Annotated in this window: 7 protein-coding genes and 5 pseudogenes; 6 read left to right on the top strand and 6 right to left on the bottom strand. The window is 66.4% G+C overall.

Features of this window, described 5'->3' with window-relative positions; genetic code table 11:
- Nucleotide 1 precedes the first annotated feature (1 nt).
- The 4 genes and pseudogenes from HFP48_RS28530 to HFP48_RS28510 form a co-directional block, all read right to left on the bottom strand.
- Nucleotides 2-235: a hypothetical protein gene (locus tag HFP48_RS28530; RefSeq protein WP_168580755.1), complete on the bottom strand. Its 234-nt coding sequence runs from the start codon at nt 233-235 to the stop codon at nt 2-4.
- Entirely contained in the window at nt 178-1,620 is a 1,443-nt protein-coding gene (locus tag HFP48_RS28525; RefSeq protein ID WP_168580754.1) for an NAD(P)/FAD-dependent oxidoreductase, read from the bottom strand. Before HFP48_RS28525 ends, HFP48_RS28530 begins: the two co-directional genes overlap by 58 nt.
- Before the next feature lie 169 nt (nt 1,621-1,789).
- Nucleotides 1,790-2,775: pseudogene (locus HFP48_RS31805) on the bottom strand (alpha/beta hydrolase).
- Nucleotides 2,776-2,879: 104 nt separating this feature from the next.
- Nucleotides 2,880-4,145: a TetR family transcriptional regulator gene (locus HFP48_RS28510; protein ID WP_168580751.1), complete on the bottom strand. Its 1,266-nt coding sequence runs from the start codon at nt 4,143-4,145 to the stop codon at nt 2,880-2,882.
- A 281-nt stretch (nt 4,146-4,426) separates the two neighbouring features.
- Between HFP48_RS28510 and HFP48_RS28505 the strand changes: the two genes are divergently transcribed.
- From HFP48_RS28505 to HFP48_RS28495, 3 genes and pseudogenes are all read left to right on the top strand, one after another.
- Nucleotides 4,427-5,017, top strand: a complete 591-nt coding sequence (locus HFP48_RS28505; RefSeq protein ID WP_168580750.1) for a group II intron maturase-specific domain-containing protein — start codon at nt 4,427-4,429, stop codon at nt 5,015-5,017.
- Between the two features lie 26 nt (nt 5,018-5,043).
- Nucleotides 5,044-5,470, top strand: a pseudogene (locus tag HFP48_RS28500) (integrase core domain-containing protein); the annotation flags it as partial.
- A 29-nt stretch (nt 5,471-5,499) separates the two neighbouring features.
- Nucleotides 5,500-6,498: pseudogene (locus HFP48_RS28495) on the top strand (transposase); the annotation flags it as partial.
- Nucleotides 6,499-6,789: 291 nt separating this feature from the next.
- Here HFP48_RS28495 and HFP48_RS28490 read toward each other — a convergent pair.
- Nucleotides 6,790-7,607 (bottom strand): annotated as a pseudogene (locus HFP48_RS28490) (IS5 family transposase).
- Between the two features lie 201 nt (nt 7,608-7,808).
- On the bottom strand, nt 7,809-8,492 hold the full coding sequence (locus tag HFP48_RS28485) for a helix-turn-helix domain-containing protein (RefSeq protein WP_282597494.1): 684 nt from the start codon (nt 8,490-8,492) through the stop codon (nt 7,809-7,811).
- 97 nt (nt 8,493-8,589) lie between these two features.
- On the opposite strand from HFP48_RS28485, the gene HFP48_RS28480 reads away from it, so the two are divergent.
- From HFP48_RS28480 to HFP48_RS28470, 3 genes and pseudogenes are all read left to right on the top strand, one after another.
- Complete coding sequence (locus tag HFP48_RS28480; RefSeq protein ID WP_246872603.1) at nt 8,590-10,161, top strand: MFS transporter; 1,572 nt, start codon at nt 8,590-8,592, stop codon at nt 10,159-10,161.
- A gap of 182 nt (nt 10,162-10,343) precedes the next feature.
- Nucleotides 10,344-11,249 carry an alpha/beta hydrolase gene (locus HFP48_RS28475; RefSeq protein WP_168580748.1) on the top strand — a complete coding sequence of 302 codons (906 nt, stop codon included), beginning with the start codon at nt 10,344-10,346 and terminating at the stop codon, nt 11,247-11,249.
- 562 nt (nt 11,250-11,811) lie between these two features.
- Nucleotides 11,812-12,501, top strand: a pseudogene (locus HFP48_RS28470) (IS3 family transposase); the annotation flags it as partial.
- Between the last annotated feature and the right edge of the window lie 18 nt (nt 12,502-12,519).

Below are 12,519 nucleotides of genomic sequence, written 5' to 3'. Positions count from 1 at the left end.
CTCATCCTTCCGTGTGATGAGACCCTCCAACAGACCCGGTACGCGACAAGCCGGGGGTGCAGGCGCGGGTGGCCTCCTCGTTGTAGACCGACTTCTCCGCCATGCGGTCCTGCCAGTCCGACTCGGCCTTGACAGTGATCTCGAACGACTCCACCCCGCGGTTGTTGAGGTCTGCAATCACGGACGCGACGTGCTGGGCCTGCTCGCGGTTGACGTACAGGATGTTGATCGACACTGCGGCGCCGCGGACCCCGCCGATGACGTGGAGGTTGGGGAAACCGTGAGTGTAGATGCCATGGAGGTTGGCCGCGCCTGCCGCCCAGCGATCCTCGAGGAGCACGCCGCTGCGGCCACGCACCTCGAAGCCGCCCGAGCGGCCGGGGGAGATCGCTGCCTCGAACCCAGTTGCGTAGATGATGCAGTCGACCTCGTAGGCCGGGTCGTCGAAGTGGATGCGTGGTCGCTGATCCGGTCCAGGCCGCGGCCCTGGGTGTCGACCAGGGTCACGTTCGCGCGGTTGAAGGTCTGCAGGTAGCTGTCATGGAAGCCGGGGCGCTTGCAGTGCGTCGCGAGCCAGGGCTTGAGAGCCTCGGCTGTCGCGGGGTCGTCGACCAGCTCGTCAACGCGCTGGCGGATCCGCTCCATCTGCTTGAGGTCGTTGGCCATGATCGCCTGCATGTAGGCGTCCATGTCGGGCGCCGAGCCGTCCTCGGGCATCTCCAGCGGCGGGAAGCCCCAGATCTGGGTCCACTGGTCGCCGACCAGGTCCTCGGCCTGGGGGATCCCCGCGAGGATCGAGTCGAAGTTGGCCATGCGCTCCGTCTGCCACCCGGGCGCCTGGCGTGCGAACCAGTCAGGGTCCGTGGGCCCGTTGCCGCGGATGTCGACGGCGTTGGGGGTGCGCTGGACGACGTACAGGTATTCGGCCGCCTCGGCGAGGTGGGGCACGACCTGGAGCGAGGTGGCGCCAGTGCCGATGATTGCGACCCGCTTCCCGGCGAGGCCGGTGAGGCCGCCGAACGAGTCACCGCCGGTGTAGTCGTAGTCCCAGCGGCTGGTGTGGAACCACTTGCCCTTGAAGTCCATCAGACCCGGCACGCCGGGCAGCTTGGGCTTGGAGATGAGGCCTCCGGTCGCGAGCGCCACGTGGTGCGCCGTGATCCGGTCGCCGCGGGTCGTGGTGGCGATCCAGCGGCTCGTCCCCTCGTCCCAGGTGAGGTCGTTGACGCGAGTCTGGAAAAACGCCTTCGCGTCGAGGTCGAAGCGGCGGGCGATGGCTTCGGCGTGCGAGCGGATCTCGGCGCAGTTCGCGTAACGCTCGCTCGGAACCGTGCCGATCTCCTCGAGCATGGGGAAATAGGTCGCCGACTCCACGTCGCAGGCGATGCCCGGGTACCGGTTCCAGTACCACGTGCCTCCGAAGCTGGCTCCGCGTTCGATGATCCGGATGTCATGGACACCGCTGCGGACCAACTCGGCTGCTGCCATCAACCCCGAGAAGCCACCTCCCACGACGAGGACCTCCACGGTCTCCGTGACCGCAGCGCGCTCGGCGACCCCCTTGACGAACGGGTCGTGGTCGACCTCCGAGTCGATGTCGACGGTGATGTACTGGCCCAATCCCTCGGCTCGGAGCCGTTTGTCGCGTTCTTCGAGGTACTTCGCGGCGATCTAGTCCGGGTCCAGCGCCTCGGTGGTCGAAGCCTGCGCATCAGTTTGAGTCATGACGTCCTCCTGGACGGGTGAGGGGTGGAGTGGGAGCACCAGCCGCGGCACCACCCGGTTGTCGCTATGACGCGTGTCCCCGATCGGAAAGCAGCGTAGCCGAGAAATCACGAAAGTATACTGACCGGACAGAGCCTTTATGGTCGTTCGGCCAGCAGTCGGCCACCGCCCGCAACGCCTCGGCCGCTTCGGACAGGCGGGGCGTGAAGTTGAGCCAGACGTGGATCATCCCGGGCCAGACCTGAAGGGAGCAATCAACCATGGACTCTGCGCAGCGGGCGGTGAACAGCTCGGCGTCCGGGCGAAGCGCCTCCAGCTCGGCGGTCTGCACCAGCGTTCGCGGCAGCCCGCGGAGGTCGGCGAGTACGGGAGACGCGAGGCTGTCGTCCCGATCGGTCACGCCGCCCAGGTAGCTCTCGCGCATCCAGCCGAGCAACCAGCGGGGCAATTGGGGGTCGTCGGCAAGCGCCGTATCGAGTGCCGGATTGTCCATGCGCAGGTCGAGCAGTGGCGACAGCAGGACGCACGCGGCCGGCAGTGGGTGGTGCTGTTCGCGCAGCAGCAACACGGTGGAGACGGCGAGGGCGCCCCCGCGGAGTCGCCGGCGATGACCAGATCGTGAACATCTCCGACCTGGTCGAGGAGCCAAGCCCAGGTGCGGGCTGCCGCACGAGGCTGCTCAGGGAACGTGGTTTCAGGTGCGAGCGGGTAGTCGAGCACGCGTACCGGTCGCCCGGCCCACGCCGCAAGGTCGGCGGCGATGGGCGAGCCGTCACCATCGAGCCCATCACGAAGCCACCGCCGTGCAGGTAGAGGATCGCCTCTGCGTCCCGCGCCCGTGCTGGACGGACCCACTTGGCGGCGCCGCCCGGCGTGGAGACCTACGAGAGGCTGATTCCCGCGGGCACGGGTCGAGCCTGCATCGCGGCCTCGTATGTGTCGCGGTGACGCGCCACGGGCCACAGCGGTGTCGCGGGACTCCTGCGCATCGCCCTGACCAGGCCCAACACGCTCGGGCTGAGGCGATCCTCGCGCGGCGGGGAACCCCATGTCTGAAGTCAGACCGTGATACCAAGGCGATCGAGTCGGAACTCTCCCGGCAGGAGAAGGCTGCGGCTGTCCGCCCGCCGACCGTGTCCGACGTCGTTGCAATGTCACCGGCTCATTGAGGGGCTCTTGAGGTGGATCCCATGAATGACGAGGTCGGCGAATATCGAGCCCACCTGCTCCGGGCTCAGCGGACCTTTCGGTCGGTACCAGCGTGGCATCGAGTTGAGCATCCCCAGGATGGCCAGGGTTGTCACCTTGGTGTTGACCGGGACGAAGAGCCCGGCGTTCGCGCCGGTGGCGATGATGCTTTCGACGCCGGCGACGTATGTGGTGCGTAGCTGCTCGATGACCTCGGCCTTCTCGGGGCTCAGATAACGGGTCTGGTCGACGAAGACGCGGACTTCGTCGCTGCGCTCGCCCATCGTCTTTGCGTGGCCGACGATGACGCGCTCGAGCTGGGCGACAGCAGTCTTCTCGGTCACGTCGCTCATCAGGTCGTGCAGTTGCTGGACGCTCGCGTGTCCGAAGCTGGCGGCGATCGCGAAGAGGAGGTCGTCCTTCGACCCGATGTGGTAGAAGAGCGCGCTTTTCGTGATGCCGGCGGCCTCTGCGATGTCGCGCGTGTTGGTCTCCAGGAAGCCTTGGGATGCGAACAATGTGACCGCTGCTTCGAGAACGTGGTCGGGAATCGTCGGGACGGCCTCGAGCTCAGCCACGTCCGCCGGCATGGCAAGAACTGGCGCAGCAGGTTCGCCGCCGTCAGCGAGAATGCCGTCCACCACGAGGCGGCACAGCGAGTTGGAGACGTCGTGCACGCCCAATAGTCCCTCGGGGGAGTACCAGCGGTAGGTCTCGGCGAGCGCGCCGAGGATTGCCGCAGAGGCGACAGCAGGGTCGATCGGCCGGAACGTCTTACTGCGCGCCCCCGTGGCCAGCAGCCCGCGAAGGTGACCTTCGAAAGCGTCGCGTCGACTGACCACTTGGGTCCTGGCGACGGCGGACAGGTTGTACTCCTCCTCGAAGAAGACCCGCACCGCGCCCCGGTGGTCGACGACGACGCGCACGTATGCCTCGATAAACTCCTGGAGGCCGCGCTCAGCACTAACACCGTCCCGGGAAGCGGGTATCAGTTGCTCGGCCGCGCTGAGGAACTGCTCGTGGATGAGCGGCAAGACGTCCTGCTTAGTCGGGACATAGCGATACAATGTTCGCTTGGTCACTCCCGCGGCTTCGGCGATGGCATCCATCGTGGCACCGCCGTACCCACGGCTCGCAAACAGCTCGGTAGCGGCGCGAGCGATGTCTCGACGGCGTCGCGCCGCCGATAGTTCGCTGTGCGAAGCCGCCTGTGTGTCGTTGACCGAAGCCATGTCTGCGCCTCCCGAGGCTCGGCTGTTAACCACCTGAGTGATCCTGTTCGGTCAGGATACCGTCAGACCGGGCGTAGTGGAGAAACGCGTGGTGATCGGTTCGGCCGCTGTGACTGATCCGGATCAAAGGAATCAACCATGCTAGCCAGCATGTCCCTGTCGGGACGCCCGTTCCGGGGTGAAAATGGTGTGGTGGTCGCCCGTCGACGCCGTCCCCCTAGGGTCCTTCGAGGCCGTCCTACAGCCGGGCGTTGGGGGTCACGCCGTGGGCCCCTTCACTGTTGCCGCCCGACATCGTCGTGCATTCGGCCACCGAGCGCCAGGCGCGGCGCATGGTCTCGGTGATCTCCGACAGGATGGCCGAGGCCGGGTTGGAGGTTCACCCCGACAAGACGACCATCACGTACTGCCGGGGAGGACGTCACCGTGGCCGGTTCGACCGGGTGACGTTCGATTTCCTCGGCTATACGTTCGCTCCGCGTCCGGTGCGGGTCAAGGGCGGCTCTCTGTTGACCGTCTTTGCTCCGACGGTGTCCCGGAGCGCGCTGAAGGAGATGGGGAGCAGGGTGCGCCGATGGAAGCTGCGTCGGCGCGTGGACCTCGAGCTCAGGGAGATCGCACGATGGATCAATCCGATCGTGCGGGGCTGGATGCAGTACTACGGCAAGCACAATCGCTCAGCGCTGTTTCCCCTGCTACGACGCATCAACGCCTACCTGATGCGGTGGGCCCGGAACAAGTTCCGACGGATCGCGAGGTTCTCGAAGGCGTTCGCGTGGTGGAAGCGTCTCGTTGAGGCGTATCCCCGCGCGTTCGTGCATTGGCGAATGACCACGCAGGTCTCCACGGCAGGAATGGGAAGAGCCGTGTGACGGGAGACTGTCACGCACGGTTCTGAGGGAGCCGGAGGCTCACGGGCCTCCGGCCACCCGACCCCATGCGCACCGAGCTTGTCACCGAGGCGTTGCGGGCGGCCGCGGCGGCGCGTGGTCCTGTCAGGTTGGACGGCGCGATCTTCCACAGCGACAACGGGGCTCAATATGCGTCGACCGAGTTCGCCGAGGGTGTGTCGTGAGCTGGGTGTGACCCAGTCGCGGGGTGCGGTCGGAACGTCGGCGGACAATGCGGCGGCGGAGTCGTTCGACGCGACGATGAAATGGAAGACGCTGCAGGGCCGGAAACGCTGGGCCAGCGCAGTGGAGGCACGTGCTCACGTGTTCCGCTGGGTCACGCGCTACAACACGAGACGAAGGCACTCCACTCTCGGTCAGATCTGTCCGATCGACTTCGAGCAGCAATCGGCTACGCTGGCCACTGCCGCATAGGAACTGGTGTCCACATCTCGGGGGAACGCCCCAGCAACGTGTCCTACCCCACCGACTCCGGTTTGTTGGCCAAAGCGATCCGGCGGATCGCAGTCACCGGAAAGCGGATCCAGGCTGCCGGTGGGGCGACTCGGACCCGGGTGCGGGACCGGTCCCGTGCGGCGGGCAAGCGGGCGCACTCGATCGGGGCGAAGTTGCGTTCGCGCAGCGCCGCGGGTCGCGATGAGGCACTGGCGGCGGTCCGGCACACGACTGGAGAGCTGGCCGACCTGGCCGAGAGCGCCGCCACCGATGCCGAACGGCTGCTGGCCAACGCGAAACACACGCTGCGCCGGGCGCGCGCCAAGGCCACAGCCCAGAAGGCCCAGGGCGAGCACGACGCGGCGGCCGGACGCCGGCGGGGACGCCTGGCCCGGGCCATCGACGACCTCGAGGACCTGGTCACCGCCACCCGGCGGATCGCCTGGCAGACCCGGCAGCGGCTGGCCGGGCAGACACCGGATGGCTCCACCCGGCGGGTCAGCCTGCACGACCCCGACGCTCGGCCCATCGCCAAGGGACGGCTCGGTAGGCCCGTCGAGTTCGGCCACAAGGCCCAGCTCGTCGAAGGCGACGACGGCGTGATCGTGGACCACAACGTCGAACGCGGCAACCCGGCCGACGCACCCCGATTGGCCCCGGCTGTGGATCGGGTCCGCACACGCGCCGGACGCCCACCCCGCACGGTCACCGCCGACCGCGGCTACGGCGAGAAAGCCGTCGAGGATGACCTCCACGACCTCGGCGTGCGTAACGTGGCGATCCCCCGCAAGGGCAAACCCTCAGCTGGCCGGCGAGCCGAGGAACACCGCCCAGCGTTCCGACGGTCAATCAAGTGGCGCACCGGAGTCGAAGGCAGAATCAGCACCCTCAAACGCGGATACGGCTGGGACCGCACCCGCATCGACAGCACCGAAGGCGCTCAGATCTGGATCGGCCACGGGGTCCTGGCACACAACCTGGTCAAGATCAGCACCCTGGCAGCGTGAAAGACGCCGATCGAGAGACTTGCGGCCACCCAATCCCGACCGGCCGAGAACAGCCGAATCATGCTCACCGAGACGCCTCGTTTTTCAGGTCGAAGTAGATAGCCGCGCGCTGCGATGGGTGCGCATCAACGCTTCTTGCGCTGCTCGTCCGCGTCCGTGCTCTCGGAGAGCTGCTAACAGAGCGAGTGCGCTTTCCCATGGCATCGGGGAGGCTGAAGAACCGCACCATCACGCCGAACAACGCATCGTGACCCGAAGGCGGCATGCGGCTCACCGTCCTTAGAGTATGTCTCATTTGGGAAGCTTCTTCCAGCACGTCAGCGCGGCGGCGAGTTGGAGAAATCCGGCGAAGTGCTCGCCGTGACGTTCGTAGCGGATCGTCAGCCGGCGGTAGCCGCTCAGCCACGCCAGGGTGCGTTCGATCTTCCACCGGTACCGCCCGAGACGCTCGCTGCTGTCGACGCCACGGCGAGCGATCCGCGGGACGATGCCCCGCTGACGCAGCCACCGACGGTGCACGGGGTAGTCGTAGCCCTTGTCCGCCCGCAACCGGCCGGGTCGCCGGCGCCGCGGACCACGACGCGACCGGACCGCCGGGATCGCGGCCACCATGGGCTGCAGCATGACGCTGTCGTGGGTGTTCGCCGAGGTCACCGCGGTGACGAGTGGGATCCCGTCGGCGTCGGTGAGGACGTGGATCTTCGAGCCGTTCTTGCCCCGGTCGACCGGACTGGGACCGGTCAGAGAGCCCCTTTTTCGCCCGGACGTGCGCGGCGTCCAGGATCGCCGCGGACCAGTCCAGGTCCCCGCCGGCGCCGAGTCGGTCGAGGATTTGGCGGTGCAGCTCGTCGAACACCCCGGCCTTTGCCCAGGCCGCGAAGCGGCGGTGCGCGGTCGGGACGCTGACCCCGAACGACGGTGGCAGGTGCCGCCAGGCGCAGCCACTGGTGAGGACGGTAGACGACGGCGGTGAACACCGCCCGATCATCGAGCGCCGCCCGGCCGCCGCCCTGCGGCCTCGGCGAGAACCGAGGCAGCAGCGGTTCGACGATCTCCCACAACGCATCCGGCACCAACCGAGTAGACAACGCATCGACCACGCCATGCATCATGCCGTACACAGGATCCGACCCATACAAGACACGCTCTTAATGGTCTCAATCGTCTCAACGGTCGCACCCTCCCACAGGGCGCTTAAATCCGCTGCCGCCGGGCCGCTTCGCGACGAAATCGCCACCGAACTCAGGCCGCCGCCGCTTCCAGGCCTGGCGGGTGCGCCGGTTCAGGTCGGCACCGAGGCGACGAGCTGCTCACCGGTGTAGGGGCAGGGGAGGAGTCGAGGTGGGCGAAGATGATCCGCTCTCAGGTTTGGCGTCCGACGTGGCGGTCGGCGTCAATGCCGACGAGGTCAGCTCGAAGAAGCGTCGGAGCGCGTCGGCGTCGCCTGTGACGTGGGCGTGCGAGCCTTCGGTGCGGTCGCCGGAGAGCGTGCGGAACACCTCCTCGGACGACCCCGCCACGATCACCTCGGCCGGCTCACCGGCGTTCGTCACCGACGCGCGAACTCCCGTCGGGTCGGAGACGAGCAGCAGACTGTCACCGTCGGCATCGATGCGTACCGTCACCGCGGGAACGCCGGAGTCCTCCTGCGTCGCGGCCGGCTCCGGAAACAACGCCATGATCGCGAATACCAGCCACCGCCCTCTGCTGTGGTCCTCGCCGGTACCCGCCGACATCAGGGGCACGCCCCACCGTGCCAGCTCAACCAGGGGGCGTTGCAGCCCTCGGCCCCACTCGGTCAGGGAATAGACACGCGCGGACACCGGCGCGGGCGCATCGGTCGACGCGACAACTCCCGCCTCTTCCAGGGTTCGCAGCCGACTCGCCAGCAGGTTCGTCGCGATCCCGGGCAGCGCCTTGTGCAAGTCCGAATACCTGCTCGGCCCGACCAGCAGTTCGCGGACCACCAGCATCGTCCACCGATCACCGACCACATCCAGCGCCCGCGAGAGCGAGCAGAATTCCCCGTACGACTTCACACTCCCATCCTACACTTGACAATTTTGTCAGAATGCTTGAAATAATAAAGTCGTGAACTCAATCATCCAAGAGCGATCCCAGACGCCGCGCTCAGCGGTCCTGCTCGTGTTGTGCGCGGCGACTCTGGCGATCAGCCTCGCCACGACCGCGATCAATGTGGCTCTACCCTCACTCGCACTGGATTTTCAGGCGACCAACCGGGAACTGCAGTGGATCGTCGACGCCTACAACCTGCTGTTCGCCACATTCGTGTTGGCGTTCGGTAGCCTCGGTGACCGCTACGGACGTAAGGGGGCCCTGCTTCTGGGGCTGGCGATCTTCGGCGGCGGAGCTGTCGGAGCGTCGTTCGCCGAGAGTTCAGGACAGTTGATCGCCTGGCAGGCGGTGATGGGGCTCGGTGCAGCATTCGTCTACCCGACGACCCTGTCGATCCTGTCCAACGTGTTCACCGAACGCGCCGAGAAGGCCAAGGCCATCGGAATCTGGGGGGCCACAACAGGCGTGGGGGTGGCGTGCGGACCGATCCTGGGCGGCTGGTTGCTCGAGCATTTCTGGTGGGGGAGCGTCTTCCTCGCGCTCGCCACCGCAGCCGTCATCGCGATCGCGGTGTCGGCGGGAGTGGTGACTACCTCCCGTGACCCCAGTACACCGCCCCTCGACGCCGGTGGCCTCGTCCTGTCAGTGCTCGCAGTCGGAACTTTGGTCTACACCGTCATCGAAGCGCCGGAACACGGCTGGGCCAGCGCCGCGACCCTGGGAGGATTCGCCGTCGCCGCGGCACTGTTGTTCGCTCTCGCTATGTGGGAGCGCAAGCAAATCGACCCGATGATCGACGTCGCACTGTTCACCAACATGCGGTTCACCGCTGCCAGTGCCGCGGTGACGTTCGCCTACTTCGCGTTGTTCGGATTCATCTTCCTCATCTCCCAGTACTTCCAGCTCGTTCGCGGTTTCGGACCGTTCGACACGGGATTGAAATTCATCCCGGTCGCGGCGTCGATCGCGGTAGGGTCCGTCCTCGGCACCATTCTGGCGGTAAAACTGGGCAACAAGCTCATCGTCACCCTTGGGCTCGTCCTGTTCACCTCGGCGTTTCTCTGGATCTCCACCCTGAGCGAATCGACGAGCTACACCGAGATCGCCTTGCAGATGGTCCCACTGGGCCTCGGACTGGGACTCACTTCGGCCCCGGCGACCGAAGCGATAATGGGGGCCGTGCCGCCGGAGAAAGCGGGTATCGGATCGGGGATGAACGACGCCACCAGAGAGGTCGGCGGCACGCTCGGAGTCGCGATCATCGGCAGCGTCTACGCCTCCCTGTACGCCTCGTCTCTGGCAGCATCCGACGCGGCGCAGGCCCTCTCTGAAGAAGTGAAAACTGTTGCCCAAGAATCTATAGGCGCCGCGGTATATGCCTCCGAGCAGCTCCGCGGAGGTGGCGACCAGATCACAGCGCAGGCAGTGTCACACGCTGCGAACAGTGCCTTCCTCGGCGGCCTGACGGCCGGATCGTATGTCGCCGCGGGAGTGACCGTGCTCGGTGCCCTCATCGCAGCGTTGTTCCTGCCGTCGCGACCGAAGGAAGAGTCGACGGTGCGCCGCGTCGAGGCCTCGCGGCGATGATCGCCGCAGCGGAACCCGCGGCTCGAGCGACCGACTACAGCGCATCAGTGGCTGCTTCTCACGATCGCTCTCAGGGACGTGCAGTGCGCCGATGGTGCGTCGTCGGGGATTACCGCGACGACAGCGCAACCATCACATGATAGCTTGAGAAAATCAAGTAATCCTGTAGTGGGGAGGACACCATGGGCGCCGACGATTCACGACCCAGCATCACCATCGCGGGCACGACGAGTCAGTTCCTGGACCCGTCACCCGACGACGGCGCGCTCGCCGGCCGACTGCGTTATCTCATGGGTGGTTCCGGGTCTCCGGTTCTGCTGTTGCACACCGTTCGTACGCAGGCGGAACACTTCCAACACCTCATCCCGCTGCTACTTCGGCACCACACGGTCTACGCGCTGGACCTGCCGGGGATGGGTTACTCGGACATCGTGCCGGGGGCGTCTTACGACGAACCGGCGATGCGTGCCGGCGTGACCAGGCTGCTCATGCACCTGGACCTGCACGAGGTGACGGTGGTGGGAGAGTCGATGGGAGCCGTCCTTGCCCTCACCGCCGCGGCGGAGTCTGCGGGGCGAGTTCGGCGAGTCGTCGCGATCAATCCCTACGACTACGCCGGTGGCATTCTTCGTTCCGGTGTTCTTGCCCGCGGCATCATCTCCGGCATCCTCGCGCCGGTCATCGGCCCTCGATTCGCGACGATCGAACCGAAACCCGTCATGCATGCAATTCTGCGAGGTGGTTTCGTCGACGACTCTGCTCTGACGAACGAATACCTGGACGAGCTCCTCGCGGTGGGGAAGCGGCCCGGTTATGCCTCGGTGGCCCGGGCCGTGTACGGTGCCCTGCCGAGTCTGGTCGCTGCCAGATCAGTGTATCCACGGGTGACGGTTCCCGTGGATCTGGTCTACGGGGAACACGATTGGTCCAGGGCGTCCGACCGCGACGCGAACAACCGTGCGCTGCCCCACGCCGAGTTCGTCCAGATACCGGATGCCGGGCATTTTCTTTCCCTCGAGAAACCCGCTGTCATTGCCGCGCTGCTGGATCGGTCAACAGATGAGAGGATCACGAGAACGGATAGCTGAACCGTCCGGGGCCAAATGAGACCTCGTTCAGGCCACCTCGAGGACCAAGGCGGTGCTGGGGCGCTATCCACGGCAGCGCGTCTCGTACGCGATGGGTCACCGGTAGTCGATCGACGAAGGCAACCGGGTCCGGATTGAACCAGCGAACCCGCGTGCTGCTTGCTGCCCTACCTCGGCCCCCCGCTGGCGCGTACCCTTACCGGCGATCCCGAACTGACGAAAGCACCCACCGTCACCATTGGGGCGCACCCCGTCTCGGTGCCCGCCTGCACCGCCTCCTCCGCGAGACGATCGATCTGCCCCCGAACTCGAGCCAGACGTGGCTGGCGGGAGATCGCTGAGCACGAGGCAAACGAAGGAACGCTCGCCGCGACGGAGGACGCCTACGCCGCACCGAATCGGGCTACGCGATCGGTATCGGTGGCTGCGCTGAATTGGGAGCCAGCCCGTTGCGATCACAGCGAGAGCGGCTCTGAGATAGGCGGGGCTTCCTGTGTCGAAGGTCCGAGACGATCTCCGGACCACGCCCACACACGCCCGGACTTCGTCACCGACTTCGGTTCCGCGGGTGACCGCCGAGCTGCGCGAGGCCGGAATCGAGGTCAACCACAAGCGGGTCGAGCGGGTGATGCGCAAGCACGGGATCGTGGGCGTGCACCTGCGCAAACCGGTGCGCACCACCGTCCCCGATCCGGATGCGGCCGTGGTGCCGGACCTGATCCGGCGGGATTTCACCGCGAGCGCACCGAACACCCGGTACGTCGGCGACATCACCTACCTCCCAGTCGGTGACGGTGAATTTCTGTATCTGGCGACGGTGTTGGACCTGAGTTCGCGCCGGTTGGCGGGGTGGTCGATTGCCGATCACATGCGCACCGGACTGGTCACCGATGCACTGCGATCGGCGGCCGCCGTGCGTGGCGCGTCCGGCCTGAACGGCTCAATTTTCCACTCCGACAATGGTGCCCAGTATGCATCGGCCGAGTTCGCTGACCTCTGCCGCGAGCTGGGGGTGACCCGGTCGCGGGGTGCGGTCGGAACGTCGGCGGACAACGCGGCCGCCGAGTCGCTGAACGCGACGTTGAAACGGGAGACGCTGAAGGGGCGGAAGCGATGGAACAGTGCGGGTGAGGCCCGAGCCGTCGTCTTCCGCTGGATCACGCGATACAACACCAGAAGGAGGCATTCCACTCTCGGCCAGATCTGTCCGATCGAGTTCGAGCAGCGATCGGCTACGCTGGCCGCCGCATAGGAATTGGTGTCCACATCT

It is taken from the genome of Rhodococcus sp. DMU1 (assembly GCF_012272955.1).
Lineage (GTDB): Bacteria > Actinomycetota > Actinomycetes > Mycobacteriales > Mycobacteriaceae > Rhodococcus > Rhodococcus aetherivorans.
The sequence above is the reverse complement of the archived record's forward strand: the minus strand, read 5'-3'. Positions and strand labels throughout refer to the sequence as shown.

What these genes read in the sequence shown, in the direction of transcription:
- HFP48_RS28510 (WP_168580751.1), bottom strand. Translation starts at nt 4,145, where the DNA reads ATGGCTTCGGTCAACGACACACAGGCGGCTTCGCACAGCGAACTATCG.
- HFP48_RS28475 (WP_168580748.1), top strand. Translation starts at nt 10,344, where the DNA reads ATGGGCGCCGACGATTCACGACCCAGCATCACCATCGCGGGCACGACG.